The following is a 26907-nucleotide window of genomic DNA, read 5'->3' on the forward strand; positions in this document are numbered from 1 at the left end:
CCCACTGGGGTCGGCATCCTGCGGTGCCGGCTGTGTTGCCGGCACAGTCTTGCGGACATGCCGTCGACCCATCGCCGACGGTGGCGGAAGCGACGGATAGCCGCGACCGACCCGGAGGGCATCCGGGTTCAGCCCGCGACTTTAACAGCCGCTTGGCCGATCGCCGTAGCCAGTCGCCCCTCACACTTCGTACCCGACCGACTACGGCGGCCCGCAAGCCCCCGAATGGATCAAGTTCAGCTGGTCGCGAGCAGGCCCGCCATGCCGAGCAGGACGGCCGCCGTGCCCCGGTCCAACCGGGCCTTGGCCCGCCTGGTCAGCCCGGCCTTCCGGATGCCCGCGCCCAGCGCCACGTACCCGACCCCGGCCAGCGCTTCCGCCGCCAGGTAGACCGCGCCGAGGATCGCGAGCTGCCCCGGGATGGAGCCGCGACCAGGGTCGACGAACTGGGGCACGAACGCGGTGAAGATCAGCAACGCCTTGGGGTTGGTGATCGCGACCAGGAACTCCTTGCGCAGCGGGGTGCCCCTGGCCACCGGTTTCCCGCCCCGGTCCTCGGTCGTCAGGATGCGCACGGCCAGGTAGACCAGGTACGCGACACCGGCCCACTTGATCACGGTCAGGGCCGTGTGACTCGCCGCCAGGACGGGACCGAGCCCCGCCACGACCGCGCCGACCATCAGGGAGAAGGCCGCAAGGCGGCCCAGGAGCGCCGTAGCGGCCCGCAAAGGACCGTGGTGGACCCCGTGGTGCATGCCCAGGAGGTTGTTGGCGCCAGGGGTCAGCGCGACCAGGACCGAGGCGCCGAAGAAGACCGCGAGCCACATACGGGCACGCTAACCCGGCCCGCCACCGCTTTTACGCCCTCCGCGAACGCGCGTCTCAGCAGCGTCGACAGCCCGGCGACCGCGTCATCGGCGGCCCCGGAACCGCGTGTCGTCAGCGGCACGGCGACCGCGTCACCACCGCCGGCGGGACAGCTCCAGGCGCGGCCGGCAAAAGTCAAAAACCCAGCGGTCGACCCCACCGACGCGAACGGCCCCGGAGCGGGAGGCTCCGGGGCCGTTCGGCAGTGCTTCGTGCGTCAGAGCACGGTGGTGGTGCCACCGGCGGCGGCGATCTTCTCGACCGCGCTGCCGGAGAACTTGTTCGCCACGACGTCGAGCTTGACGCCGTCCAGGTCACCGTTGCCGAGGACCTTCACGAGCTCGTTCTTGCGCACCAGGCCCGCGTGGACGAGCGCGTCCACGTCCACCCGACCACCCTCCGGGAACACCCGGGCGAGGTCGGACACGTTCACCACCTGGTACTCGGTGCGGAACGGGTTGCGGAAGCCCTTCAGCTTCGGCAGGCGCATGTGCAGCGGCATCTGGCCACCTTCGAAGCGCGGGGAAACGTTCTTCCGCGCGCCGGTGCCCTTCGTACCGCGACCGGCCGTCTTGCCCTTGGAGCCCTCACCGCGACCGACACGGGTCTTCGCGGTCTTGGCGCCGGGGGCCGGACGCAGGTCATGGATCTTGATGGTCACGACTGGACCTCCTCGACGACCACCAGGTGGCGCACGGTGTGGATCAAACCGCGCACCTGCGGCGTGTCCTCGCGGACCACCGACTGGCGGATCTTGCGCAGACCGAGGGTCCGGAGGGACTCACGGTGGTTGCGCTTGGTACCGATGCTGCTCTTGACCTGGGTCACCTTGAGCTCGGCCATGGTCACACCGCCCCTGCACGAGCACGGAGCATGCCGGCGGGAGCCACGTCCTCGAGCGGCAGACCGCGGCGGGCCGCCACCTCCTCCGGACGCTGCAGGCCCTTCAGGGCCGCCACCGTGGCGTGCACGATGTTGATGGCGTTGTCGGAGCCCAGCGACTTGCTCAGCACGTCGTGGACGCCGGCGCACTCCAGCACCGCGCGGACCGCACCACCGGCGATGACACCGGTACCGGCCGACGCCGGGCGCAGCAGCACGACACCGGCCGCCTTCTCGCCCTGCACCGGGTGGGGGATCGTGCCCGCGATGCGAGGGACGCGGAAGAAGTTCTTCTTCGCCTCCTCGACACCCTTGGCGATCGCCGCCGGGACTTCCTTGGCCTTGCCGTAGCCGACACCGACCATGCCGTCACCGTCGCCGACCACGACCAGCGCGGTGAAGCTGAAGCGACGACCACCCTTCACGACCTTGGAGACGCGGTTGATCGCAACCACGCGCTCCAGGTGCGGGGTCTTCTCCTGGGCCGCGCCGCCGCGGCCGCCGTCACGACGGTCGCGACGCTCTCCGCGCTCGCCCCCGCCGCCTTCGCGACGCGTGCGTCCTGGCATCAGGCGTCCCTCTCAATTCGGTTCACTTGCCCAAAAGTAAGGCTCATTGTCAGAACTCCAGCCCCGCCTCACGAGCGGCATCGGCCAGAGCGGCGATCCGACCGTGGTAGGCGTTGCCGCCGCGGTCGAAGACCACCTTGGTGATCCCGGCGTCCTTGGCACGGGCGGCGGCCAGCTGGCCGACCTTCGCCGCACGGGCCTTCTTGTCGCCGTCGACCGACCGGACGTCCGCCTCGACGGAGGACGCCGCCGCAATGGTGTGGCCGGCGAGGTCGTCGATGATCTGCACGGTGATGTGCTTCGACGAGCGGTGCACGACCAGGCGCGGGCGCTCGGCCGTGCCGCTGACCTTCTTGCGGAGGCGGAAGTGACGGCGCGTCTTGGCGATCCGGCGAGTGGTCGAGATGTCCTTGCCCACCGGCTTCCGCCCCGAAGAAACGGACTTCGTTGCAGTCTCGCTCATGTCACTTACCCGTCTTTCCGACCTTGCGGCGGATCTTCTCGCCCGCGTACCGCACGCCCTTGCCCTTGTACGGGTCGGGCTTGCGGAGCTTGCGGATGTTGGCGGCGACCTCGCCCACGAGCTGCTTGTCGATGCCGGACACGGAGAAGCGGGTCGGGGTCTCCACCGCGAAGGTGATGCCCGCGGGGGCCTCGACCTTCACCGGGTGGCTGTAGCCCAGCGCGAACTCCAGGTCGGAACCCTTCAGCGCCACGCGGTAACCGACGCCGTGGATCTCCATCTTCTTCTCGTAGCCCTGCGTGACGCCGACGACCATGTTCTGCACCAGGGTGCGCGACAGGCCGTGCAGCGACCGGCTGCGACGCTCGTCGTTCGGGCGCTTCACCTCGAGAGTGCCGTCGTCGGCCTTCTCGATGATGATCGGCTCAGCGATGTTGAGCGACAGGGTGCCCTTGGGGCCCTTGACGCTCACAGCCTGGCCGTCGATGTTCACGTCGACCCCGGAGGGGACGGTGATCGGCAGTTTTCCGATGCGCGACATTGCCTAGTCCCCCTTCCTCACCAGACGTAGGCGAGGACTTCTCCGCCCACGCCCGACTTGTTGGCCTGGCGGTCGGTCATCAGACCGCCAGAGGTCGAAATGATCGCGACGCCCAGACCGCCCAGCACCTTCGGCAGGTTGGTCGACTTCGCGTACACGCGCAGGCCCGGCTTCGACACGCGGCGGAGGCCGGCGATGCTGCGCTCCCGGTTCGGGCCGTACTTCAGCTCGATAACCAGGTTCTTGGCCACGTCGCCCTGCTCATCGCGGTAGCTCGCGATGTAGCCCTCGCGCTTGAGGATCTCGGCGATGTTGGCCTTCAACTTCGAGTGCGGCATCACGACCTTGTCGTGGTAAGCCGAGTTCGCGTTCCGCAGACGCGTCAACATGTCTGCGATCGGGTCGGTCATCGTCATGGTGACCTGGTCAACCTTTCTCGCTGCGGTTCCCCAGCCAGGGTCCGAGCCGGCCTTGCGGCCGGCTGGTCGTGGACGGGCCTACAGCGAAGTGATGAGTCTTGAGAAACCTGCCGCCGAGCCGGACTACCAGCTGGACTTGCTCACACCGGGCAGCTCGCCCCGGTGCGCCATCTCGCGGAGGCAGATCCGGCACAGGCCGAACTTGCGGAACACCGAGTGCGGGCGACCGCAACGCTGGCAGCGGGTGTAACCCCGCACCTTGAACTTCGGCTTGGCCGCGGCCTTGTTGATCAGCGCCTTCTTGGCCATGATCAGTTCTCCTTGTTGCAACGCTCGGCTGCGGACATCAGGGTCACTGCTCCTTGAACGGGAAGCCCAGGAGCTTCAGCAGCGCCCGACCCTCGTCGTCGTTGGTCGCGGTCGTGACCACCGTGATGTCCATGCCGCGGGGACGGTCGATCGCGTCCGGGTCGATCTCGTGGAACATCGACTGCTCGTTGAGACCGAACGTGTAGTTCCCGTTGCCGTCGAACTGCTTGCCCGAGAGGCCGCGGAAGTCGCGGATACGCGGCAGCGCGATCGTCAGCAGGCGGTCCAGGAACTCCCACATGCGGTCGCCGCGCAGCGTGACGCGCGCGCCGATCGGCATGCCCTCGCGCAGCTTGAACTGCGCGATGGACTTGCGGGCCTTGCGGACCTCGGGCCGCTGGCCCGTGATGATCGACAGGTCCTTGACCGCGCCCTCGATCAGCTTGCCGTCACGGGCGGCGTCACCGACACCCATGTTGACGACGACCTTGACCACGCCCGGGATCTGCATGACGTTGGCGTACTCGAACTGCTCGCGCAGCGAGGTGACGATCTCCTCGCGGTAGCGAACCTTCAGCCGCGGAACGGTCTTCTCAACGGTGGTCATCAGATGTCCTTCCCGTTACGACGGGAAATGCGGACCCGCTTGCCCTCGTCGTTCGTCCGGTAGCCCACGCGGGTCGGCTTGCCGTCGGAGTCGACCACCATCACGTTGGACACGTGGATGGGGGCCTCCTGCGTGACGATGCCGCCCGACTGCGCGCCGCGCTCGGTCTGCGAGATCCGGGTGTGCTTCTTGATGCGGTTGACGCCCTCGACCAGCACGCGGTTCTCAGCGGGGTAGGCCATGATGACCTTGCCGCGAGCACCCTTGTCCTTGCCGGCGATGACGACGACCGTGTCGCCCTTCTTCACCTTCATGGTCAGAGCACCTCCGGCGCCAACGAGATGATCTTCATGAACTTCTTGTCGCGGAGCTCTCGACCGACCGGGCCGAAGATGCGGGTGCCCCGCGGCTCGTTGTCGTTCTTGATGAGCACCGCGGCGTTCTCGTCGAACCGGATGTAAGAGCCGTCGGGACGGCGCTTCTCCTTGACGGTGCGGACGATGACCGCCTTGACGACATCGCCCTTCTTGACGCCGGCACCCGGGATGGCCTGCTTCACCGTCGCGACGATGATGTCCCCGATGCCCGCGTAGCGGCGGCCCGAGCCACCGAGAACACGGATGCAGAGGATTTCCTTCGCACCGGTGTTGTCGGCGACGCGCAGCCGCGACTCCTGCTGGATCACTTACCTGCTCCTTGACCATTCCTGGCCCGCCAGATTTCCGACCTGACGGGCTCGGTCGTTTGCTGTGCCCGTTCTGCTCGGGCTTACTTGGCCTTCTCCAGCACCTGGACGAGTCGCCAGCGCTTGGTGGCCGACAGCGGCCGCGTCTCCATCAGCAGCACGCGGTCGCCGACACCGGCGGTGTTCTCCTCGTCGTGCGCCTTCACCTTGGTGGTGGAGCGCATGACCTTCGAGTACCGGCGGTGCTTCTTGCGGTCCTCGACCGCCACCACGATCGTCTTGTCCATCTTGTCGGACACGACGTAGCCCTCGCGGACCTTGCGGTCGTTGCGAACCTCGGTGGTCACTTCGTTGTTCTCGCTCATGCCGCACCCTCACCAGTGGAAACCGCGTCGGGAGAGGCCGAGAGGCCCAGCTCCCGTTCCCGCATCACGGTGTAGATCCGGGCGATCTCGTGCCGGACCGTGCGCAGGCGGCGGTTGTTGTCGAGCTGCCCGGTGGCCATCTGGAAGCGGAGGTTGAACAGCTCCTCCTTCGCCTCCCTCAGGCGCAGCACGAGCTCTTCCTCGGTGAGCTCACGCAGCTCGGAAGCGGTGGTACCCGCTGCCATCAGAACTCACCACCCTCACGCGTAACGATGCGGCACTTCATCGGGAGCTTGTGGATCGCGCGGCGCAGTGCCTCGCGGGCCACGGCCTCGTTCGGGAAGCTCATCTCGAAGAGCACCCGACCCGGCTTGATGTTGGCCACCCACCACTCCGGCGAGCCCTTGCCGGAACCCATGCGGGTCTCGGCGGGCTTCTTGGTCAGCGGGCGGTCCGGGAAGATGTTGATCCAGACCTTGCCACCACGGCGGATGTGCCGGGTGATCGCGATACGAGCCGACTCGATCTGCCGGTTGGTCACGTAGGCGGGCTCCAGAGCCTGGATGCCGTACTCGCCGAAGGTGACCCTCGTGCCGCCCTTGGCAGCACCGGACCGTCCGGGGTGGTGCTGCTTGCGGTGCTTAACCCTGCGCGGGATGAGCACGACTCAGCCCTCCGTCTTCTCTTCGGTCGCGGTCGGCGCGGCGGTCTGGTCGCCCGCAGCGGCCCGACCGGCCTCGGTGCTCGTCGCGGTGGTGCCGCTGGCGCCCGAACGACGTGCCCGGTTCGGGCGCTCGTTGCGGTCGCGGCGCGGCGCGCGGTCGGCCGCCGGAGCGGCGTCGCGCTCCCGCTTGGCGCTGATGCCACCGACGATGTCGCCCTTGTAGATCCACACCTTCACGCCGATCCGGCCGAACGTGGTGCGGGCCTCGAAGAAGCCGTAGTCGATGTCGGCGCGCAGCGTGTGCAGCGGCACGCGGCCATCGCGGTAGTGCTCGGAACGGGACATCTCGGCACCGCCGAGACGACCGCCGCACTGCACGCGGATGCCCTTGACCTGGGGCGAGCGCATGGCCGACTGGATGGCCTTGCGCATCGCGCGGCGGAACGCCACGCGGTTGGACAGCTGCTCGGCCACGCCCTGCGCGACGAGCTGGGCGTCCGACTCCGGGCTCTTCACCTCGAGGATGTTGAGCTGCACCTGCTTCTTGGTGAGCTTCTCCAGCTCACCGCGGATGCGGTCGGCCTCGGCGCCGCGGCGGCCGATGACGATGCCCGGCCGGGCGGTGTGGATGTCGACGCGAACCCGGTCGCGGGTGCGCTCGATCTCCACCTTGGAGATGCCGGCCCGCTCCATGCCCTTGGAGAGCAGCTTGCGGATCTTCACATCCTCGGCCACGTACTCCGCGTACTGCTTGTCGGCGTACCAGCGGGACTTCCAGTCCGTGGTGATACCAAGTCGGAAGCCGTGCGGGTTGATTTTCTGGCCCACTACCGAGCCCCCTTCCTGTCAGCGCCGGCCTTCGCGCTGGTCTTCTTCGGACGGCTCTCCACCTCGACGGTGATGTGGCTCGTCCGCTTGCGGATCCGGTAGGCGCGGCCCTGGGCGCGCGGGCGGAACCGCTTGAGGGTCGGACCCTCGTCCACGTAGACCTTCGACACCCACAGGGTGTCGGGGTCGAGGGACAGGTTGTTCTCGGCGTTGGCCACGGCGCTCTGCAGCACCTTGCGGACCGGCTCAGATGCCGCCTGCGGCGCGAACTGGAGCACGGCCAGGGCCTCGCTGGCGCTACGACCCCTGATGAGCTCGACGACGCGACGCACCTTCATTGGCGTGTCACGGACGTAGCGAGCCCGAGCCACGGCGCGCGGGAACTCCGGCGCTTCGGCTTCGTTACGGGCGTTCATCGCTGCTTCCCCTTGCTCTTCCTCTAGTTCGTCGCCTAGCGACGGCGCGACTTCCGGTCGTCCTTGATGTGGCCCTTGAACGTGCGGGTCGGGGCGAATTCGCCGAGCTTGTGCCCGACCATCGCCTCCGTCACGAACACCGGCACGTGCTTGCGGCCGTCGTGCACCGCGATCGTGTGGCCCAACATGTCGGGGATGATCGTCGACCGGCGGGACCAGGTCTTGATCACGGTCTTCTTGCCCGACTCGTTGAGGACGTCCACCTTCTTGAGCAGGTGGTCGTCCACGAAGGGGCCCTTCTTAAGGCTGCGAGGCATCCTTCACTCCCTCCCTGCTCAGCGCTTCTTACCGGTGCGACGACGCCGGACGATGAGCTTGTCGCTTGGCTTGTTGCGGCGGCGGGTACGACCCTCGGGCTTGCCGGCCGGGTTCACCGGGTGGCGACCACCGGAGGTCTTGCCCTCACCACCACCGTGCGGGTGGTCGACCGGGTTCATGGCGACACCGCGCACCGTGGGCTTGCGGCCCTTCCAGCGCATCCGGCCGGCCTTGCCCCAGTTGATGTTCTGGTGCTCGGCGTTGCCGACCTCGCCGACCGTGGCGCGGCACCGGACGTCCACGTTGCGGATCTCGCCCGAGGGCATCCGCAGCTGGGCGTAGGGGCCGTCCTTGGCGACGAGCTGCACGCTCGCACCGGCCGAGCGCGCGATCTTCGCGCCGCCGCCGGGGCGGAGCTCGATCGCGTGGACCACCGTGCCGACGGGGATGTTGCGCAGCGGCAGGTTGTTGCCCGGCTTGATGTCGGCCTTGGGGCCGTTCTCCACGACGTCGCCCTGCTGCAGCTTCGCCGGGGCGATGATGTAGCGCTTCTCGCCGTCGAAGTAGTGCAGCAGCGCGATGCGCGCGGTGCGGTTGGGGTCGTACTCGATGTGCGCGACCTTGGCCGGCACGCCGTCCTTGTCGGTGCGGCGGAAGTCGATGAGGCGGTAGGCCCGCTTGTGGCCACCACCCTTGTGCCGCGTCGTGATCTTGCCCGAGGCGTTGCGGCCACCACGGCCGTGCAGCGGGCGGACCAGCGACTTCTCCGGCGTCGTCCGAGTGATCTCGGCGAAGTCGGAGACGCTCGCACCGCGACGACCGGGGGTCGTCGGCTTGTACTTGCGAATGCCCATCTCTACGCAGTCCTCGTCGTCATCAGGCGGCCGGGCCGCCGAAGATCTCGATCGGCTTGCTCTCGGCGGACAGCGTCACGATGGCGCGCTTGGTGTCCTTGCGCTTGCCATAACCGGTCCGGGTGCGCTTGCGCTTGCCCTGGCGGTTGAGCGTGTTGACGCTGACGACCTTGACGCCGAAGACCTTCTCCACGGCAATCTTGATCTGGGTCTTGTTCGCGCCGGGCGACACCACGAAGGTGTACTTGTTCTCTTCGAGCAGCCCGTAGGACTTCTCGGAGATGACCGGCGCGAGCAGGATGTCCCGGTGGTCGGGGATCACTTCGCGGCCTCCTCGTCAGTCTCGGACGACGACGCGGTGGCCTCGGCGGAACCCTGCCCGTGCTGGGACTTGCTCGCCAGGAACACGTCGAGCGCGTCCTTGGTGAACACCACGTCGTCGTTGACCAGCACGTCGTAGGTGTTCAGCTGGTCCGGCGCGATGATGTGCACCTGCGGCAGGTTGCGCAGGCTGACCCACGAGACCTCGTCGGTGCGCAGCAGCACGGCCAGCACGCGGCGAGCCTCGGTGACCGAACCCAGCACCTTGCGGGCCGACTTGGTCGACGGCACGTCGCCCTCGACGAAGCCCGTCACCACGTGCACCTGGCCGGCACGCGCCCGGTCGGAGAGGGCGCCACGCAGGGCAGCGGCCTTCATCTTCTTGGGGGTGCGCTGGCTGTAGTCGCGCGGCTGGGGGCCGTGGACGACGCCACCACCGGCGAACTGCGGCGCGCGGGTCGAGCCCTGACGGGCGCGGCCGGTGCCCTTCTGCCGGTACGGCTTCTTGCCACCACCGCGGACTTCGCCGCGGGTCTTGGTGGAGTGCGTGCCCTGGCGGGCCGCGGCCAGCTGGGCCACGACGACCTGGTGCAGCAGGGCCACGTTCGCCTGTGCGTCGAAGATCGCGGACGGCAGCTCGACGGAGCCGTCGGCCTTGCCCTCCGGGGTGCGGATCTCAACGGAAGTCATGATCAGGCACCACCCTTCGCAGCGGTCTTGATGAACACGGTGCCGCCCTTGGGGCCGGGCACGGCGCCCTTGATGAGCAGCAGGCCGGACTCGGCGTCCACGCGGTGCACCTTGAGGTTCTGGGTGGTCACCCGCACGTTGCCCATCCGACCCGCCATGCGCAGGCCCTTGAACACGCGGCCGGGGGTGGCGCAGCCGCCGATGGAACCCGGCGAGCGGTGCTTGCGCTGGGTGCCGTGGCTGGCGCCGAGGCCCTTGAAGCCGTGGCGCTTCATGACACCCGCGGTGCCCTTGCCCTTGCTGGTGCCGACCACGTCGACCACCACGCCGGCCTCGAAGACCTCGGCGGTGATTTCCTGGCCGACCGTGTACTCGGACGCGTCCGTGGTGCGCAGCTCCGCCAGGTGGCGGCGGGGCGTGACGCCCGCCTTGGCGTAGTGGCCCGCGACGGGCTTGTTGACCTTGCGCGGGTCGATCGCGCCGAAGGCCAGCTGCACGGCCGAGTAGCCGTCGATTTCCTGGGTCCGAACCTGGGTGACCACGTTCGGCTCGGCCTTGACGACAGTAACCGGAACGATCCGGTTGTTCTCGTCGAAGACCTGAGTCATGCCGAGCTTGGTGCCCAGGAGGCCCTTAACCTGCCTGTCAGACATGGGTCTCGTTACTCTCCGCCCCAAATGGGATCAACACTGCCGCGTCCAACGCTTACTGGATGTTGACGTCGACGCTCGCCGGCAGGTCGATGCGCATGAGCGCGTCCACCGTCTTCGGCGTCGGGTCGAGGATGTCGATCAGACGCTTGTGCGTGCGCATCTCGAAGTGCTCGCGCGAGTCCTTGTACTTGTGCGGCGAGCGGATGACGCAGTAAACGTTCTTCTCAGTGGGCAGCGGCACAGGCCCGACGACCCGAGCGCCGGTGCGCGTCACGGTCTCGACGATCTTGCGCGCGGACGCGTCGATCGCCTCGTGGTCGTAGGCCTTGAGCCGGATGCGGATCTTCTGTCCCGCCATGATGGCTTGCCGTTCCTCTGCTTCTAGTACCGCTGCGGTGCGGGCACCTTGCACGAGGTCACGGGACCTCCGGCGCGCTCCGCCCCCTATTCAGGATTGACACCGAGCGGTGTCACGGTGCCCGGTCCACGCGGTCGGGCGTGTCGCGCCCCAACGCATAGACCGGTCCCACTGATACAGCCTGTGGGATTGTCCTACAGATCAAACCCCGCTCGTGGCGGGGCGGCCGAGTCCGAACTCGAACCGGCCGCCCCGACGAGCAACCCGTCAATGGTCGCACACGTGGGTGCGCAGACCAAATCGGGGGGTGAGATTTAGAGCCAGGTCACTTGAGGATCTTGGTGACCGAGCCCGCGCCGACGGTGCGGCCACCCTCGCGGATGGCGAACCGCAGGCCCTCGTCCATGGCGATCGGCTGGATCAGCTTCACGGACATGGTCGTGGTGTCGCCCGGCATGACCATCTCGGTGCCCTCGGGGAGGGTCACCACGCCGGTCACGTCGGTGGTGCGGAAGTAGAACTGCGGGCGGTAGTTGTTGAAGAACGGCGTGTGCCGGCCACCCTCGTCCTTCGACAGGATGTAGACCTGCGCGTCGAACTCGGTGTGCGGGGTGGTGGTACCCGGCTTGATGATCACCATGCCGCGCTCCACCTCCTCGCGCTTCACGCCACGCAGCAGCAGCGCGGCGTTGTCGCCCGCGCGGCCCTCGTCGAGGAACTTCTTGAACATCTCGATCGAGGTGACCGTCGTCTTCTTCGAGGTCTCCTTGATGCCGACGATCTCGACCTCTTCGTTGACCTTGACGATGCCGCGCTCGATGCGGCCGGTCACCACGGTGCCACGACCGGTGATGGTGAACACGTCCTCGACCGGCATCAGGAACGGCCGGTCGACCTCGCGCTCGGGCTCCGGGATGTTCTCGTCCACGGCGTCCATGAGGCCGATGAGCTTCTCGCCCCACTCGGCGTCGCCCTCCAGCGCCTTCAGCGCGGAGACGCGGACGACCGGCAGGTCGTCACCGGGGAACTCGTACTCGGAGAGCAGCTCGCGGACCTCGAGCTCGACGAGCTCCAGGATCTCCTCGTCGTCCACCATGTCGGCCTTGTTCAGCGCGACCACGATGTAGGGCACACCGACCTGGCGGGCCAGGAGCACGTGCTCCTTGGTCTGCGGCATCGGGCCGTCGGTCGCCGCGACCACCAGGATGGCGCCGTCCATCTGCGCCGCACCGGTGATCATGTTCTTGATGTAGTCGGCGTGACCGGGGCAGTCGACGTGCGCGTAGTGGCGCTTGTCGGTCTGGTACTCGATGTGCGCGATCGAGATCGTGATGCCGCGCTGCTTCTCCTCCGGCGCCTTGTCGATCTGGTCGAACGGCGTGAAGGGGTTGAGGTCCGGGTACTTGTCGTGCAGGACCTTGGAGATGGCAGCGGTCAGCGTCGTCTTACCGTGGTCGATGTGACCAATGGTGCCGATGTTGACGTGCGGCTTCGTCCGCTCGAACTTCGCCTTCGCCACTGGAATGTCCTCCTGGACTTCTATTGCTCGGCCCGGCGGGTGGGTTCCCGCCCGCCGGACTTCACGTCAGGGTCGGTTGTGCGGACCCCGGGGCATCCCCCCGGAGAGCCCGCGTGGTGCTGCGGTGCTCCGGTTGGGGTTACTCGCCCGTCGCCTTCGCGATGATCTCCTTCGCGACGTTCGCGGGAACCTCGGCGTAGGAGTCAAAGGTCATCGAGTAGTTCGCGCGACCCTGGGTCCTGGACCGCAGGTCGCCGACATACCCGAACATCTCCGACAGCGGAACCAGCGCCTTCACGATGCGGGCGCCGCTGCGTTCTTCCATGGCCTGGATCTGGCCACGGCGGGAGTTCAAGTCGCCGATCACGTCGCCCATGTAGTCCTCGGGCGTGGTGACCTCGACGGCCATCAACGGCTCCAGGATGGCCGGGCTGGCCTGCCGGGCGGCTTCCTTGAGCGCCATGGAGCCCGCGATCTTGAACGCCATCTCCGACGAGTCGACCTCGTGGTAGGCGCCGTCGACCAGCGTCAGCTTGACGCCCACCAGCGGGTAGCCCGCCAGCACGCCGTACTGCATCGCGTCCTGGGCGCCCGCGTCCACGGACGGGATGTACTCCCGCGGGATGCGACCACCGGTGACACCGTTCACGAACTCGTAGAGAACGCCGTCCTCGGTCTTCTCCAGCGGCTCCAGGTCGATGAGGACCTTCGCGAACTGGCCGGAGCCACCGGTCTGCTTCTTGTGGGTGTAGGAGTACTTCTCCACCTTGCGGCGGATCGTCTCCCGGTACGCCACCTGCGGCTTGCCGATGTTGGCCTCGACCTTGAACTCGCGGCGCATGCGGTCCACCAGGATGTCCAGGTGGAGCTCGCCCATGCCGGCGATGATGGTCTGGCCGGTCTCCTGGTCCAGGTTGACCCGGAACGTCGGGTCCTCCTCGGCCAGCTTCTGGATCGCGGTGCCCAGCTTCTCCTGGTCGGCCTTCGTCTTCGGCTCGATCGCCACCTGGATGACCGGCTCGGGGAAGGTCATCGACTCCAGCACGATGGGCGCCTGCGGGTCGCAGAGCGTCTCACCGGTGGTGGTGTCCTTGAGACCGATCACGGCGTAGATGTGACCGGCGATGGCCTCTTCGACCGGGTTCTCCTTGTTGGCGTGCATCTGGAAGATCTTCCCGATGCGCTCCTTGCGGTCCTTGGTCGAGTTGATGACCTGGGTGCCCGCGGCGACCTTGCCCGAGTAGACCCGGATGTAGGTGAGCTTGCCGAAGAAGGGGTGCGCGGCGATCTTGAACGCGAGCGCGGCGAACGGCTCGTCGGTCTTCGGCGCGCGGAAGGCCGGCGTCTCGCCGTCCTGCAGCGTGCCCTCGACCGGCGGGAGGTCCAGCGGAGCAGGCAGGTAGTCGATCACCGCGTCGAGCATGGGCTGGACGCCCTTGTTCTTGAACGCCGAGCCGCACAGCACCGGGTAGGCGGAGCGGTTCTTGACGATCGCGCGGATGCCCGTCTTGATCTGCTCGACGGAGAACTCCTCGCCCGCGAGGTACATCTCCATGAGGGCGTCGTCGGTGTCGGCGACGGCCTCGACGAGCGCCTCGCGGTACTCGGCGGCCTTGTCGGCGAGGTCGGCCGGGATCTCCTCGACCGTGTAGTCCTCGCCCTTCTGGACCTCGCCGTGCCAGGTCAGCGCGCGCATCTCGACCAGGTCGACCACGCCGGTGAAGTCGCTCTCCGACCCGATCGGGATCTGGATCGGCAGCGGCTTCGCGCCGAGGCGCTCCTGGATGGTGCGGACGGTGAAGTAGAAGTCCGCGCCCAGCTTGTCCATCTTGTTGACGAAGCAGATGCGGGGGACGTCGTACTTGGTCGCCTGGCGCCAGACCTGCTCGGACTGGGGCTCGACGCCTTCCTTGCCGTCGAACACGGCAACGGCACCGTCGAGGACGCGGAGGTTGCGCTCCACCTCGACGGTGAAGTCGACGTGGCCCGGCGTGTCGATGATGTTGATCTGGTGGTTCTTCCAGAAGCAGGTCGTCGCGGCCGACGTGATCGTGATGCCGCGCTCCTGCTCCTGCTCCATCCAGTCCATCACCGCGGCGCCGTCGTGGACCTCGCCGATCTTGTAGCTGATCCCGGTGTAGAACAGGATCCGCTCGGTCGTCGTGGTCTTGCCCGCGTCGATGTGGGCCATGATCCCGATGTTGCGGACCTTGGCCAGGTCGGTGAGCACGTCCTGTGCCACGGGTGTCTTCCCCTGTCTTGAGCTAGCTGGTAGCAGGCTCACTAGGGCTGGGAGGCGCCAGGCGGGCGGGTCCGGGGAATCCGTACCGGGCTGCCCGCCTGGCGTCACGTCACCAGCGGTAGTGGGCGAAGGCCTTGTTGGACTCGGCCATCTTGTGCGTGTCCTCGCGGCGCTTGACGCTCGCGCCCAGGCCGTTGCTCGCGTCGAGCAGCTCGTTCATCAGGCGCTCGATCATGGTCTTCTCCCGGCGCTGCCGGGAGAAGGTGATCAGCCAGCGCAGCGCGAGCGTGGTCGAGCGACCCGGCTTCACCTCGACGGGCACCTGGTAGGTGGCACCACCGACGCGGCGGGACTTCACCTCCAGGGCGGGCTTGACGTTGTCCAGCGCGCGCTTGAGCGTGACGACCGGGTCGGTGCCGGTCTTGTCGCGGGCGCCTTCGAGGGCGCCGTACACGATCCGCTCGGCCACGGAGCGCTTGCCGTCGACCAGCACCTTGTTGATGAGCTGGGTCACCAGCGGAGAGCTGTAGACCGGGTCGGAGATCAGCGGCCGCTTCGGGGCCGGTCCCTTGCGGGGCATCAGCTCTTCTCCTTCTTCGCGCCGTACCGGCTGCGAGCCTGCTTGCGGTTCTTCACGCCCTGCGTGTCGAGTGAACCGCGAATGATCTTGTAGCGGACACCGGGGAGGTCCTTCACACGACCGCCGCGCACGAGCACCATCGAGTGCTCCTGCAGGTTGTGGCCCTCACCGGGGATGTAAGCCGTGACCTCGATACCGCTCGTCAGCTTCACGCGGGCGACCTTGCGCAGCGCCGAGTTCGGCTTCTTGGGCGTGGTCGTGTAGACGCGGGTGCACACACCGCGCCGCTGCGGGCTGCCCTTGAGCGCCGCGGTCTTCTGCTTGGCGACCTTGTCCTGCCGGCCCTTGCGGACCAGCTGCTGGATCGTTGGCATACGCCGGCTGCTTCTTCCCTTTACGTGCCCGCCGCGTGGGCGACGAGCCCTGTTTACTTGGTCCCTCTCTGCACCCGAGGTCGGGCGTGTCGCCGCCTCCGGCGGAACCGGAAGTGCAACGCCTGTCCCCAGGTCCGCAGGCAACATCCCAGGATGCCCCTACGCGTGGAGGTCACCGCGGCCGGCTTTCCAGCACCACTGGCGCGTAGGCACGCGGAGCGGCCCGACATGGGTCGGGCACGAGTACCAAAGATACCCCGCCTGGTTCCCACGGGTCAAAACGGATCCACCACCGGAGTGGATCACGCGAACAGGGCACCGCACGTCGGCCCACCGAGGGGACGGCCCGGACGGACCATCGCACCGTGACTCGTGGCCCATCAGAGCACGGATGAGCGGATTTCGCAGGTCGGCACGGCCGTGGATTCACCCGGACGGGTGGTGACGAGGGTCTCCACGCCGTTCGACCGGCCGGTCGCGGCGCCGGTCACACTGGTCGGGTGAACTCCGATCTCATCGCGGGCATGGCGGCGCTGGTGGCCGCCGACGCCCCGCCCGAGGTGCTCGCGGTGCGCGGCGACGTCGTGGTGGTGCGGGTCGCGGACGTGGTGCTCAAGGCGCACGAACGCGGCACGGACCTCCCGGTGCTCACCGCCCGGCTCCGGCTGGCCGCCGACCCGCGGTTGGGCGGGCTCGTGCTGGCGCCCCGGTCGGCGCCCGCGGTGGTGCTCGGGAGGGTCGTCACGGCCTGGCCGATGGGCACGCCGGTCGCGCAGGCCGAGCCGGAGGACCTCCCGATGGAGGCGGCCGGGCGGATGCTGGCGGCGCTGCATCGGTTCACCGCCGCGGACTTCGCCCCACCGGTCCCCCTGGCCGGCGCGCGGCCGCGGATGGAACGGGCGGTGCACGACCTGGTGCTCGACACGCCCGCCGCGCGGCTGGTGCGGCAGGCGTTCGCGACGTTGCCCGCGTTCGGCGACACCGGGACCACGCTCATCCACGGCGACTGGCACCTCGGTCAGCTGGTGTGGCGGGACGGGTACCGGCTGATCGACGTGGACGACCTGGGCGTCGGCGACCCGGCGTGGGACCTGGCCCGGCCGGCCGCGCTGCACGCGGCGGGTGTGCTGGACCCGGACGCGTGGGGACGGCTGCTCGGGTCGTACCTGGACGCGGGCGGCGCGGGCGTGCCGCGGGACGACCCGTGGTCGGTGTTGGAAGCGCCCGCGCGGGCTTTGGTGGTGCAGATGGCGGCGCGTGCCCTTTCCGCTGCGGAGCGCGACGGGGCGGAGTTGAACGACGCTCAGGAAGCGTTGATCGAGGCGTGTGCCCGGATCGTGTCGACACACGAACCCATTCGGCGCGGCTAATATCGGGTTCATCGCGTCAAGAGCAGGAGGCTCACACGATGCAGTGTCCCAAGTGTCATGCGAACATGCGCACCTTCGACCGCATGGGCGTGCACATCGAGCAGTGTGATGGCTGCCGCGGGGTCTTCCTCGACTACGGCGAGCTGGAGGCCATCACCCGGCTCGAACAGCAGATGGCTCCCCCGCCGCCGCCCGTCGCGCCGCAGCCCGCGCAGGTCCACTACGTGCAGCAGCCGGTGCAGCAGCCGGGGTGGGGCGCCGCGCCCGGCTACGGCGGCCACTACGGGCACCGGAAGCACCGCGGCCTGGGCGGGTTGTTCTTCTCGTCCTGATCTTCGTGGTGGTGGCCCCGCGCCGGTGGTGCGGGGCCACTGTTGCACTACCGAGAAACAGGGTGATAATCGGTAGTGACCCGGGGAGGCCCGCCATGTCCGTCGCCACCGAGGCAGCGCAGATCCGCGACCTGTTCGACCAGATCGAGGAGATCGAAGAGGTCGCGTCGAGCTTGTCGGAGGACGACGAGCGGCGGCGCAAGCTGCACGGCGTGGTGGCCAAGGCCCTGCGCACGGCGCCGCCGGTGCGGCCGGTGGTGGCCGGTGAGCTGCTGGACCTGACCGAGAAGACGGTCAAGGCGTGGGCGCGCGAGGGCGTGCTGGCCATCCACAGCCAGGAGCCCCGGATGTTGTTGGACGCGGTGCGGCTGCACGAGGTGCTGCACGTCGTGTCGGAGTTGAGGCGAGCGGGCAAGAGCCGCGCCTTGCTGGACGAGGTGCACCGGCGGTTGAGCGACGCGGCGCTGCTCGACCGGGACGACCTCGCCACCAGCCTGGAGCAGATGCGCCGCGGTGAAGGACGAGTAGTTCGCTGATCGAAGTCGTCGAGACGCCCGTCGCGGCCGTCCAGGCCGCCGGCCTGCGCGGTGCCGCCAGGGTCGCCTACGACAGGTTCCTGGACGAGCTGACCCACAGCGGCTGCCTGGCCCTCGGGTACCGCGTGACCGGCCCCGAACCGCTGCCCAGGCTCTGCGTCAAGCACCTGCGCGGCACCGACCGCGTGGTCGTCGCCTTCCCCTCCCCGCGCACGGCTTGGGTGCTGCTGGTCGGCCCGCACGACGACGACCCCGGCCGCGACCTCTACGAAACCCTCTACGAACTGGCCGGCGTCCGCCCGAAGTCGACCGAGAAGCGCACCAAGCCACCGTGCTGCTCCGACGCCACTCCCCCCATCTCCGACACGGACCTGGTGGACGACCTGGTCGCCCGCGCCCGCACCCTGACCAAATCCCGCCGCCGCCCCGGCTGACCCGCCTCGCGGAACCACCGGTCGCATTGCCGGTCATCATCGGGATCAGCGCGAGTTCACCCAAGCGATCCGATCGGAGCTGAACCGGAAAGTCGGATCGAGGAGCACCACGTACTGACCGGTGGAATTCCCCTGTTTGGCGTCGAAGCACACGTCGGCGGTCATCTTGCCACCCGGGGCCAATTCACCGGACTGCAGCAGATTGGCGCTTCCGGTGGGCGTGTTCGAGAGGATCGCGCCGTTCGGGCTTTGCAACTTCCAGTCGAAACCGCCGTTGAACGTGGTGGGGCCACCGGACTGGTTGTCGTAGGTCACCGTCGTGCACAACGTCGGACCGAGGGTGTCATCGCCGTTGACCAGGCCCGTCGTCGTTACCTTCAGCCCCTCGGCGTCCACGGTCTCACCGGCTTGGGCCACGACGTCCCGGTCCGTCGCCCCTGGGAAGGCAGGTTGCGCACCCGGTTCCTGGGGGCCGGAGGTCGGATTGCCCGGGGACACGACTTTCGGCCCGTCACCGCCACCGCTCATACTCACGATGATGATTACCACGAGAACGAGGAGCGCCAATCCCAGGATGTACCGCTTCTTCTTGTACCACGGCCGTTGAGCTTTGCGATATGCCTTGTCGGCCTTGGCCTGGGCTCTGGCCTCACCTGGGCTGTGGAACGTGGGTGGTGAACCCTCTGGCTGAGACATGAGGATCACTTCACATCGGATATCGGTCGAACGTGGGCGGCCAGCGTACTGCCGGACTACATGACCTGCTGGCTCTCGCCGGCCTCCAGGCGGCCGTGATCGACGCCGGACACGTCCACCGGATGCTCGTCCTCATGCGAAAGGCCCCCGGAGCGGGAGGCTCCGGGGGCCTTTCAGCGGACTAACTGCTTCAGCGGTAGTCGCGGCCGAAGTCGTAGTCGTCCAGCGGGACCGCGGCGCCCGTGCCCGTGCCGAAGACGTCCGGCGTGTAGTAGCCGTCGTCGTAGCTCGGGATGGCGTACGCCGCCGCACGCGCTTCCTCGGTCGGCTGCACCTGGATGTTCCGGTACCGGTTGATGCCGGTGCCGGCCGGGATCAGCTTGCCGATGATCACGTTCTCCTTCAGGCCGATGAGCTTGTCCGAACGGCCGTTGATCGCGGCGTCGGTCAAGACCCTCGTGGTCTCCTGGAAGGAGGCCGCCGACAGCCACGAGTCCGTGGCCAGCGACGCCTTCGTGATGCCCATCAGCACCGGACGACCGGCGGCGGGCTCGCCGCCCTCGGCCACCACGGCCCGGTTGCCCGACTCGAACTCCGCGCGCTCGACCAGCGAGCCCGGCAGGAACTCGGTCGCACCCGAGTCGATGATCGTCACCCGGCGCAGCATCTGCCGGACGATGACCTCGATGTGCTTGTCGTGGATCGCCACACCCTGGGCCCGGTAGACCTTCTGGACCTCCTGCACCAGGTGCAGCTGGGCCTCGCGGGGACCCATCACGCGCAGCACCTCGTGCGGGTCGGGCGTGCCCTCCAGCAGCTGCTGGCCCACGTGCACGTGGTCGCCGTCCTGCAGCGGACCGGTGGCCGTGTTCGCGAGCCGCTGACGCTTGGACAGCTTCTCGAAGATGATCTCCTCGGACCCGTCGTCCGGGATGAGGGTGATCTTCCAGAACCGGTCGCCGTCCTCGATGCGCACCCGGCCGTCGACGTCCGCGATGGGCGCCTTGCCCTTCGGCACACGAGCCTCGAACAGCTCCTGCACACGGGGCAGACCCGTGGTGATGTCGTCACCGGCGACACCACCCTGGTGGAAGGTGCGCATCGTCAGCTGCGTGCCGGGCTCACCGATCGACTGCGCGGCAACGATGCCGACGGCCTCGCCGACGTCGACCAGCTGGCCGGTCGCCATCGAACGGCCGTAGCAGGACGCGCACACACCGACCGCGGACTCGCAGGTCAGCACCGAGCGGACCTTGACGCGGGTCACGCCCGCCTCGATGAGCGTGGCCAGCGCCGGGTCGCCCAGGTCGGCACCGCGGTTGAGGACCAGGTTGCCGTCGGCGTCCGTGATGTCCTCGGAGCTGGTCCGGGCGTAGACCGAGGTCTGCGCGAACTCGGCCAGCACGACCTTGTCGCCCTGCCGCTCGCCCACGGTCATGTTCACGCCGCGGCTGGTGCCGCAGTCGACCTCGCGGATGATGACGTCCTGCGAGACGTCCACCAGACGACGGGTCAGGTAACCCGAGTCGGCGGTGCGCAGCGCGGTGTCGGCCAGACCCTTGCGGGCGCCGTGCGTGGCGATGAAGTACTCCAGCACCGACAAGCCCTCGCGGAACGAGTTCTTGATCGGCCGCGGGATGTACTCGCCCTTCGGGTTGGTCACCAGACCGCGCATACCCGCCAGGGAGCGGACCTGGGTCATGTTGCCCGCCGCCCCGGACGCCACGATCATGCGGATCGAGTTGTCCTCGGGGAAGTTGGCCTCCATGACCTCGGCGACCTCTTCGGTCGCCTTGGTCCACACCTTGACCAGCTCGTTGTTGCGCTCGGTGTGGGAGAGCTGACCGCGCTGGTAGCGCTTCTCCACCGCGTCGGCGAGCTTCTCGTACTCGTCCAGGATGCCCTGCTTGGCCTCCGGCACGAGCACGTCGGAGATCGCGACCGTGACACCCGACCGGGTGGCCCAGTAGAAACCGGCGTCCTTCAGCTTGTCCAGCGTCCGGGCGACGGTGACCATCGGGTACCGCTCGGCGAGGTCGTTGATGATCGTGGCCTGCCGCTTCTTGGGCATGACCTCGTTGATGAACGGGTAGTCCTGCGGCAGGACCTCGTTGAACAGCACGCGACCGAGGGTGGTCTCGGCCAGCCACGGCTGACCGGGCTCCCAGCCCTCCGGCTCGGCGCCCTTCGGCGGGTTCTTGTCCGTGATCCGGATCTTGACCATGGACTGCAGGCCCAGGACCTTGCGGTCGAACGCCATCAGCGCCTCGGCCGGCGAGGAGTACGCCTGGCCCTGGCCGAGGTCGTTCTCCTTGAGCCGGGTCAGGTGGTACAGGCCGGTCACCATGTCCAGGCGCGGCATGGCCAGCGGCTTGCCCGACGCGGGCGAGAGGATGTTGTTCGACGACAGCATCAGCACGCGCGCCTCGGCCTGCGCCTCGGCGGACAGCGGCAGGTGGACCGCCATCTGGTCACCGTCGAAGTCGGCGTTGAACGCCTCGCAGACCAGCGGGTGCAGCTGGATGGCCTTGCCCTCGACCAGCTGCGGCTCGAAGGCCTGGATGCCCAGCCGGTGCAGCGTGGGCGCGCGGTTCAGCAGCACGGGGTGCTCGGTGATGACCTCTTCCAGCACGTCCCACACGGCGGGGCGCGCGCGCTCCACCATCCGCTTGGCGGACTTGATGTTCTGCGCGTGGTTGAGGTCGACCAGCCGCTTCATCACGAACGGCTTGAACAGCTCCAGCGCCATCTGCTTGGGCAGGCCGCACTGGTGCAGCTTCAGCTGCGGGCCGACCACGATGACCGAACGGCCGGAGTAGTCGACGCGCTTGCCGAGCAGGTTCTGGCGGAACCGGCCCTGCTTGCCCTTGAGCAGGTCGGACAGCGACTTGAGCGGCCGGTTGCCCGGGCCCGTCACCGGCCGGCCGCGGCGGCCGTTGTCGAACAGCGCGTCGACGGCCTCCTGCAGCATCCGCTTCTCGTTGTTGACGATGATCTCGGGCGCGCCGAGGTCGATCAGCCGCTTGAGGCGGTTGTTGCGGTTGATGACCCGGCGGTACAGGTCGTTCAGGTCGGACGTGGCGAAGCGGCCACCGTCGAGCTGCACCATCGGGCGCAGGTCCGGCGGGATGACCGGGACGCAGTCCAGCACCATGCCCTGCGGGTTGTTGCGGGTCGCCTGGAAGGCGGCCACGACCTTGAGCCGCTTGAGGGCGCGCAGCTTCTTCTGGCCCTTGCCGCTGCGGATCGTCTCGCGCAGCACGTCGGCCTCGGCGTCCACGTCGTAGTCGCCCAGGAGCCGCTGGATGGCCTCGGCGCCCATGGCGCCGGTGAAGTAGTCGCCGTAGCGGTCGTACAGCTCGCGGTAGAGCAGCTCGTCCGCGATCAGCTGGGCGCGCTCCAGCTTGGTGAAGGTGGACCAGATCTCGTCGAGCCGGTCCAGCTCGCGCTGCGCCCGGTCGCGGAGCTGGCGCATCTCGCGCTCGCCGCCCTCCTTGACCTTGCGGCGGACGTCGGACTTGGCGCCCTCCGCCTCCAGCTCGGCCAGGTCGGCTTCCAGCTTCTGCGCACGGGCCTCGACGTCGGCGTCACGCCGGTTCTCGACCCGCTTGCGCTCGACCTGCATCTCGTTCTCGAGCGTCGGCAGGTCGTTGTGGCGCAGCTCGGTGTTCACGCCCACGATGACGTAGGCCGCGAAGTAGATGATCTTCTCGAGGTCCTTGGGGGCCAGGTCGAGCAGGTAGCCCAACCGGCTGGGGACGCCCTTGAAGTACCAGATGTGGGTGACGGGCGCGGCCAGTTCGATGTGGCCCATCCGCTCACGGCGCACCTTGGCGCGGGTCACCTCGACGCCGCAGCGCTCGCAGATGATGCCCTTGAAGCGGACGCGCTTGTACTTGCCGCAGTAGCACTCCCAGTCCCGGGTGGGACCGAAGATCTTCTCGCAGAACAAGCCGTCCTTCTCCGGCTTGAGCGTGCGGTAGTTGATGGTCTCGGGCTTCTTGACCTCGCCGAAGGACCACTGGCGGATGTCGTCCGCGGTCGCGAGACCGATGCGAAGCTCATCGAAGAAGTTGACGTCGAGCACGTCTACTCTCTTCCCCTTTTTGGTTCGGTGCTGCTTGGGGTGCTGGTGGCTGGGTCACCGGGGGGTGCGGGAGGCACCCCCCGGTGACCGGCGAGCATCAGTTGACGACGTCGTCCACGGACGGCGACTCGGACCTCGACAGGTTGATGCCGAGGTTGGCCGCCGCACGTTCGAGGTCTTCGTCGTCGCCGTCGCGCATCTCGATCGCGGCGCCGTCCGAAGACAGCACCTCGACGTTGAGGCACAGCGACTGGAGCTCCTTGAGCAGCACCTTGAAGGACTCCGGGATACCCGGCTCCGGGATGTTCTCGCCCTTGACGATGGCCTCGTAGACCTTCACGCGGCCGAGCACGTCGTCGGACTTGATCGTGAGCAGTTCCTGGAGCGTGTACGCGGCGCCGTACGCCTGCATCGCCCAGCACTCCATCTCACCGAACCGCTGGCCACCGAACTGCGCCTTACCACCCAGGGGCTGCTGGGTGATCATCGAGTACGGGCCGGTGGAACGGGCGTGGATCTTGTCGTCCACCAGGTGCAGCAGCTTCAGGATGTACATGTAGCCGACCGACACCGGGAAGGGGTACGGCTCGCCGCTGCGCCCGTCCAGGAGCACCGCCTTGCCGTTCTCCTTGACCATGCGCTCGCCGTCGCGGTTCGGGATCGTCGAGCCGAGCAGGCCGGTGATCTCGTCCTCGCGAGCGCCGTCGAAGACCGGGGTCGCGGTCTTCGTGCCCGGCTCCACGTCGTACAGCTCCGCCGGCAGGTTCTTCGCCCAGTCCGGGTCGCCGTTGATGCTCCAGCCCTGCTTGGCGATCCACCCGAGGTGGGTCTCCAGCACCTGGCCGATGTTCATACGACGCGGCACGCCGTGCGTGTTCAGCACGATGTCGACCGGGGTGCCGTCCTCCAGGAACGGCATGTCCTCGACCGGGAGGATCTTGCCGATGACGCCCTTGTTGCCGTGGCGGCCGGCGAGCTTGTCGCCGTCCTGGATCTTGCGCTTCTGGGCCACGTAGACGCGGACCAGCTCGTTCACGCCGGGGGGCAGCTCGTCGTCGTCCTCGCGGCTGAACACGCGGATGCCGATGACCTTGCCGTACTCGCCGTGCGGCACCTTCAGCGACGTGTCGCGCACCTCGCGCGCCTTCTCGCCGAAGATCGCGCGGAGCAGGCGCTCCTCCGGGGTCAGCTCGGTCTCGCCCTTGGGCGTGACCTTGCCGACCAGGATGTCGCCCGGCTGGACCTCGGCGCCGATGCGGATGATGCCGCGCTCGTCGAGGTCGGCCAGGACCTCCTCGGAGACGTTCGGGATGTCCCGGGTGATCTCCTCGGCGCCCAGCTTGGTGTCCCGCGCGTCGATCTCGTGCTCCTCGATGTGGATCGAGGTCAGGACGTCGTCCTGGACGAGGCGCTGCGACAGGATGATCGCGTCCTCGTAGTTGTGGCCCTCCCACGGCATGATCGCGACGAGCAGGTTCTTGCCCAGCGCCATCTCGCCGTTCTCGGTGCACGGACCGTCGGCCAGGACCTGGCCCTCCTGCACCCGGTCGCCCTCGTTCACGATGGGCTTCTGGTTGATGCAGGTGCCCTGGTTGGACCGGCGGAACTTGTGCAGGCCGTAGGTCTGCCGCGAGCCGTCGTCGGCCATGACCGTGACGTAGTCGGCGGAGATCTCCTCGACCGCACCGGTCTTCTTGGCCACCACGACGTCACCGGCGTCGACCGCGGCGCGCAACTCCATGCCGGTGCCGACCAGCGGGGACTCGCTGCGCAGCAGCGGCACCGCCTGGCGCTGCATGTTCGCGCCCATCAGGGCGCGGTTCGCGTCGTCGTGCTCCAGGAACGGGATCATCGCGGTCGCGGCCGACACCATCTGCCGCGGCGAGACGTCCATGTAGTCCACGTCGGACGGGTCGATCTGCTCGACCTCGCCGCCCTTCTTGCGGACCAGGACCTTCTCTTCGAGGAAGTTGCCCTCGTCGTCGATCTTGGCGTTCGCCTGCGCCTTGACGTAGCGGTCCTCTTCGTCGGCCGTCAGGTAGTCGATCTGGTCGGTGACCCGGCCGTCGACGACCTTGCGGTACGGCGTCTCGATGAAGCCGAACGGGTTGACCCGCCCGTAGGAGGACAGCGAGCCGATCAGGCCGATGTTCGGGCCTTCCGGCGTCTCGATCGGGCACATGCGGCCGTAGTGCGACGGGTGGACGTCGCGGACCTCCATGCCGGCGCGCTCACGGGACAGACCACCCGGGCCGAGCGCCGACAGGCGGCGCTTGTGGGTCAGACCCGCGAGCGGGTTGGTCTGGTCCATGAACTGCGACAGCTGGGAGGTGCCGAAGAACTCCTTGATCGCCGCCACCACCGGGCGGATGTTGATCAGGGTCTGCGGCGTGATGGCCTCGACGTCCTGGGTCGTCATCCGCTCGCGGACGACGCGCTCCATGCGGGACAGGCCGACCCGGATCTGGTTCTGGATCAGCTCGCCGACGGTGCGCAGGCGGCGGTTGCCGAAGTGGTCGATGTCGTCGACCTCGACGGGCACCTCGGTCTCGCCCGGCTTCATCGTCGTCTCACCGGCGTGCAGGCGGACCAGGTACTCGATCGTCGTGACGATGTCGTCCTCGGTCAGCACGCCCGTGGAGATCGGGGAGGCCAGGCCCAGCTTCTTGTTGATCTTGTAGCGGCCGACCTTCGCCAGGTCGTAGCGCTTGTCCTTGAAGAACAAGTTCTCCAGCAGCGCCTGCGCGGACTCCTTCGTCGGCGGCTCGCCCGGACGCAGCTTGCGGTAGATGTCGAGCAACGCCTCGTCGGTACCCGCGGTGTGGTCCTTCTCCAGCGTCGTCAGCAGCGTCTCGCTGAACGAGAAGCGCTCACGGATCTGCTCGGTGGTCCAACCCAACGCCTTCAGCAGCACGGTCACCGGCTGGCGGCGCTTGCGGTCGATGCGGACACCGACGGTGTCGCGCTTGTCGACGTCGAACTCCAGCCAGGCACCCCGGGACGGGATGATCTTGACGCTGAAGACGTCCTTGTCGGTCGTCTTGTCGATCGCGGTGTCGTAGTAGACACCCGGCGAGCGGACGAGCTGGGAAACCACGACCCGCTCGGTGCCGTTGATGATGAACGTGCCCTTGTCGGTCATCATCGGGAAGTCACCCATGAACACCGTCTGGCTCTTGATCTCGCCAGTGGTGTGGTTGGTGAACTCCGCCGTGACGAACAACGGGGCGGCGTACGTCATGTCCTTGTCCTTGCACTCCTCGGTCGAGGCCTTGACCTCGTCGAAGCGCGGGTCGGAGAAGGAGAGCGACATCGAGCCGGAGAAATCCTCGATCGGGGAGATCTCGTTCAAGACCTCCTCGAGGCCGCCCGTCGGCGCCTCGTCACCTTCGTCGACGCGGCGCTGGAACCACGCCTCGTCGCCGGTGAGCCATTCGAACGACTGGATCTGCAGGTCGAGCAGGTTGGGCGTCTGAAGCGGTTCGTGGATCTTCGCGAAAGAGACTCGCTTCGGCGCTCCGGGAATCCCCGACGTGGAGTTGGTCGCAGCAGTGGCCTTGGTCGCGCGAGAGATCGCCAAGATGCGTCCTTCCAGGGACAGGTAGCTGGCTAGTCAGCGGAACTAGCACGGCTGTCAAGGGTGCGGCGATGCCCGGCAATCCAGCTCTCGGCGAAGGGCAAACGGAAAGAGGGCAGCGCAAAGGAGCAGTCTAGCCACGCGCGCGGCAACTGTCGAGAGGCACCTGGAAGGACCTTTCTCGTGCTCACCGACAGAGTGACCCCGCTGACGCTCACAGTCAAGATGCCACGCGGCGATCACTCCACTGGCGCAAGGCGCGATAACGCGGAGTTACCGCTGTGACCTGCGAAAATACATGGACGTGAGCCCGGGTGAACCTTTGGCGGGTGTTCCGACCCCGAAGGGAGA

At 67.9% G+C, this 26907-nt stretch carries 33 protein-coding genes; 4 read left to right on the forward strand and 29 right to left on the reverse strand.

Translation table 11 applies throughout. The features are described 5' to 3' along the window. Window positions 1-236: 236 nt before the first annotated feature. From ACYVLT_RS28220 to rpsL, 26 genes are all read right to left on the reverse strand, one after another. Window positions 237-827, reverse strand: a complete 591-nt coding sequence (locus ACYVLT_RS28220; protein WP_461123235.1) for a LysE family translocator — start codon at window positions 825-827, stop codon at window positions 237-239. Between the two features lie 257 nt (window positions 828-1084). Continuing rightward, window positions 1085-1528 carry a 50S ribosomal protein L15 gene (rplO, locus tag ACYVLT_RS28225; RefSeq protein WP_360464736.1) on the reverse strand — a complete coding sequence of 148 codons (444 nt, stop codon included), beginning with the start codon at window positions 1526-1528 and terminating at the stop codon, window positions 1085-1087. Continuing rightward, a complete protein-coding gene (gene rpmD / locus ACYVLT_RS28230; protein ID WP_053715223.1) occupies window positions 1525-1710 on the reverse strand; it encodes a 50S ribosomal protein L30 in 186 nt (61 codons plus the stop codon). The genes rplO and rpmD overlap by 4 nt, the downstream gene beginning before the upstream one ends. A 2-nt stretch (window positions 1711-1712) precedes the next feature. Further along, complete coding sequence (rpsE, locus tag ACYVLT_RS28235) at window positions 1713-2318, reverse strand: 30S ribosomal protein S5 (protein ID WP_015105247.1); 606 nt, start codon at window positions 2316-2318, stop codon at window positions 1713-1715. 49 nt (window positions 2319-2367) lie between these two features. Then, window positions 2368-2781: a 50S ribosomal protein L18 gene (gene rplR, locus ACYVLT_RS28240; protein ID WP_461123236.1), complete on the reverse strand. Its 414-nt coding sequence runs from the start codon at window positions 2779-2781 to the stop codon at window positions 2368-2370. 1 nt (window position 2782) lies between these two features. Next, window positions 2783-3322: a 50S ribosomal protein L6 gene (gene rplF, locus ACYVLT_RS28245; RefSeq protein WP_461123237.1), complete on the reverse strand. Its 540-nt coding sequence runs from the start codon at window positions 3320-3322 to the stop codon at window positions 2783-2785. A gap of 17 nt (window positions 3323-3339) precedes the next feature. Beyond that, complete coding sequence (gene rpsH / locus ACYVLT_RS28250; RefSeq protein ID WP_033428586.1) at window positions 3340-3738, reverse strand: 30S ribosomal protein S8; 399 nt, start codon at window positions 3736-3738, stop codon at window positions 3340-3342. A 126-nt stretch (window positions 3739-3864) separates the two neighbouring features. Continuing rightward, on the reverse strand, window positions 3865-4050 hold the full coding sequence (locus ACYVLT_RS28255) for a type Z 30S ribosomal protein S14 (RefSeq protein ID WP_053715226.1): 186 nt from the start codon (window positions 4048-4050) through the stop codon (window positions 3865-3867). A 43-nt stretch (window positions 4051-4093) separates the two neighbouring features. Further along, window positions 4094-4657 carry a 50S ribosomal protein L5 gene (rplE, locus tag ACYVLT_RS28260; RefSeq protein ID WP_461123238.1) on the reverse strand — a complete coding sequence of 188 codons (564 nt, stop codon included), beginning with the start codon at window positions 4655-4657 and terminating at the stop codon, window positions 4094-4096. Then, entirely contained in the window at window positions 4657-4971 is a 315-nt protein-coding gene (rplX, locus tag ACYVLT_RS28265) for a 50S ribosomal protein L24 (protein WP_360789828.1), read from the reverse strand. Before rplX ends, rplE begins: the two co-directional genes overlap by 1 nt. Window positions 4972-4973: 2 nt before the next feature. Further along, window positions 4974-5342 (reverse strand): 50S ribosomal protein L14, encoded by a 369-nt coding sequence (rplN, locus tag ACYVLT_RS28270; RefSeq protein ID WP_033436721.1) that lies wholly within the window; start codon window positions 5340-5342, stop codon window positions 4974-4976. A gap of 83 nt (window positions 5343-5425) precedes the next feature. Beyond that, a complete protein-coding gene (rpsQ, locus tag ACYVLT_RS28275; RefSeq protein ID WP_123745276.1) occupies window positions 5426-5707 on the reverse strand; it encodes a 30S ribosomal protein S17 in 282 nt (93 codons plus the stop codon). Continuing rightward, the gene (rpmC, locus tag ACYVLT_RS28280; RefSeq protein ID WP_033428581.1) at window positions 5704-5952 is read right to left on the reverse strand and encodes a 50S ribosomal protein L29; all 249 of its coding nucleotides are present in this window, start codon (window positions 5950-5952) and stop codon (window positions 5704-5706) included. Before rpmC ends, rpsQ begins: the two co-directional genes overlap by 4 nt. Beyond that, window positions 5952-6371, reverse strand: a complete 420-nt coding sequence (rplP, locus tag ACYVLT_RS28285; protein WP_053715230.1) for a 50S ribosomal protein L16 — start codon at window positions 6369-6371, stop codon at window positions 5952-5954. Before rplP ends, rpmC begins: the two co-directional genes overlap by 1 nt. Window positions 6372-6374: 3 nt before the next feature. Further along, window positions 6375-7199, reverse strand: coding sequence for a 30S ribosomal protein S3 (gene rpsC / locus ACYVLT_RS28290; protein WP_077011037.1), 825 nt, complete (start codon window positions 7197-7199; stop codon window positions 6375-6377). After that, window positions 7199-7615, reverse strand: coding sequence for a 50S ribosomal protein L22 (gene rplV / locus ACYVLT_RS28295; protein ID WP_053715232.1), 417 nt, complete (start codon window positions 7613-7615; stop codon window positions 7199-7201). The genes rpsC and rplV overlap by 1 nt, the downstream gene beginning before the upstream one ends. A 35-nt stretch (window positions 7616-7650) precedes the next feature. After that, window positions 7651-7932: a 30S ribosomal protein S19 gene (rpsS, locus tag ACYVLT_RS28300; protein WP_015105260.1), complete on the reverse strand. Its 282-nt coding sequence runs from the start codon at window positions 7930-7932 to the stop codon at window positions 7651-7653. Window positions 7933-7950: 18 nt separating this feature from the next. Beyond that, window positions 7951-8787 carry a 50S ribosomal protein L2 gene (gene rplB, locus ACYVLT_RS28305; RefSeq protein WP_360464714.1) on the reverse strand — a complete coding sequence of 279 codons (837 nt, stop codon included), beginning with the start codon at window positions 8785-8787 and terminating at the stop codon, window positions 7951-7953. 22 nt (window positions 8788-8809) lie between these two features. After that, on the reverse strand, window positions 8810-9109 hold the full coding sequence (rplW, locus tag ACYVLT_RS28310; protein WP_360464711.1) for a 50S ribosomal protein L23: 300 nt from the start codon (window positions 9107-9109) through the stop codon (window positions 8810-8812). Continuing rightward, window positions 9106-9798: a 50S ribosomal protein L4 gene (gene rplD / locus ACYVLT_RS28315; protein WP_461123239.1), complete on the reverse strand. Its 693-nt coding sequence runs from the start codon at window positions 9796-9798 to the stop codon at window positions 9106-9108. Before rplD ends, rplW begins: the two co-directional genes overlap by 4 nt. Window positions 9799-9800: 2 nt before the next feature. Next, window positions 9801-10451: a 50S ribosomal protein L3 gene (gene rplC / locus ACYVLT_RS28320; RefSeq protein ID WP_360464705.1), complete on the reverse strand. Its 651-nt coding sequence runs from the start codon at window positions 10449-10451 to the stop codon at window positions 9801-9803. A 52-nt stretch (window positions 10452-10503) separates the two neighbouring features. Beyond that, window positions 10504-10809 carry a 30S ribosomal protein S10 gene (gene rpsJ, locus ACYVLT_RS28325; RefSeq protein ID WP_003938093.1) on the reverse strand — a complete coding sequence of 102 codons (306 nt, stop codon included), beginning with the start codon at window positions 10807-10809 and terminating at the stop codon, window positions 10504-10506. A gap of 325 nt (window positions 10810-11134) precedes the next feature. Beyond that, window positions 11135-12328, reverse strand: coding sequence for an elongation factor Tu (gene tuf / locus ACYVLT_RS28330; RefSeq protein WP_461123240.1), 1194 nt, complete (start codon window positions 12326-12328; stop codon window positions 11135-11137). 139 nt (window positions 12329-12467) lie between these two features. Continuing rightward, complete coding sequence (fusA, locus tag ACYVLT_RS28335; RefSeq protein ID WP_461123241.1) at window positions 12468-14570, reverse strand: elongation factor G; 2103 nt, start codon at window positions 14568-14570, stop codon at window positions 12468-12470. Between the two features lie 109 nt (window positions 14571-14679). Then, the gene (rpsG, locus tag ACYVLT_RS28340) at window positions 14680-15150 is read right to left on the reverse strand and encodes a 30S ribosomal protein S7 (RefSeq protein WP_053715239.1); all 471 of its coding nucleotides are present in this window, start codon (window positions 15148-15150) and stop codon (window positions 14680-14682) included. Then, the gene (gene rpsL / locus ACYVLT_RS28345; RefSeq protein ID WP_030473471.1) at window positions 15150-15524 is read right to left on the reverse strand and encodes a 30S ribosomal protein S12; all 375 of its coding nucleotides are present in this window, start codon (window positions 15522-15524) and stop codon (window positions 15150-15152) included. Before rpsL ends, rpsG begins: the two co-directional genes overlap by 1 nt. A 500-nt stretch (window positions 15525-16024) precedes the next feature. Between rpsL and ACYVLT_RS28350 the strand changes: the two genes are divergently transcribed. The 4 genes from ACYVLT_RS28350 to ACYVLT_RS28365 all read left to right on the forward strand — a co-directional run bounded on the left by ACYVLT_RS28350 (window position 16025) and on the right by ACYVLT_RS28365 (window position 18196). Beyond that, a complete protein-coding gene (locus ACYVLT_RS28350) occupies window positions 16025-16894 on the forward strand; it encodes a phosphotransferase (RefSeq protein ID WP_461123242.1) in 870 nt (289 codons plus the stop codon). A gap of 38 nt (window positions 16895-16932) precedes the next feature. Then, window positions 16933-17226 carry a TFIIB-type zinc ribbon-containing protein gene (locus ACYVLT_RS28355; RefSeq protein ID WP_461123243.1) on the forward strand — a complete coding sequence of 98 codons (294 nt, stop codon included), beginning with the start codon at window positions 16933-16935 and terminating at the stop codon, window positions 17224-17226. A gap of 95 nt (window positions 17227-17321) precedes the next feature. Beyond that, entirely contained in the window at window positions 17322-17762 is a 441-nt protein-coding gene (locus tag ACYVLT_RS28360; RefSeq protein WP_461123244.1) for a hypothetical protein, read from the forward strand. 125 nt (window positions 17763-17887) lie between these two features. After that, a complete protein-coding gene (locus ACYVLT_RS28365) occupies window positions 17888-18196 on the forward strand; it encodes a hypothetical protein (RefSeq protein ID WP_461123245.1) in 309 nt (102 codons plus the stop codon). 45 nt (window positions 18197-18241) lie between these two features. On the opposite strand, the gene ACYVLT_RS28370 is transcribed toward ACYVLT_RS28365, so the two are convergent. The 3 genes from ACYVLT_RS28370 to rpoB form a co-directional block, all read right to left on the reverse strand. Then, on the reverse strand, window positions 18242-18892 hold the full coding sequence (locus ACYVLT_RS28370; protein WP_461123246.1) for a DUF4352 domain-containing protein: 651 nt from the start codon (window positions 18890-18892) through the stop codon (window positions 18242-18244). A 190-nt stretch (window positions 18893-19082) separates the two neighbouring features. Next, window positions 19083-22979, reverse strand: coding sequence for a DNA-directed RNA polymerase subunit beta' (locus ACYVLT_RS28375; RefSeq protein ID WP_461123247.1), 3897 nt, complete (start codon window positions 22977-22979; stop codon window positions 19083-19085). Window positions 22980-23076: 97 nt separating this feature from the next. Further along, entirely contained in the window at window positions 23077-26559 is a 3483-nt protein-coding gene (gene rpoB / locus ACYVLT_RS28380; RefSeq protein WP_364338378.1) for a DNA-directed RNA polymerase subunit beta, read from the reverse strand. Between the last annotated feature and the right edge of the window lie 348 nt (window positions 26560-26907).

The sequence above is a fragment of the Saccharothrix stipae genome, assembly GCF_054781895.1.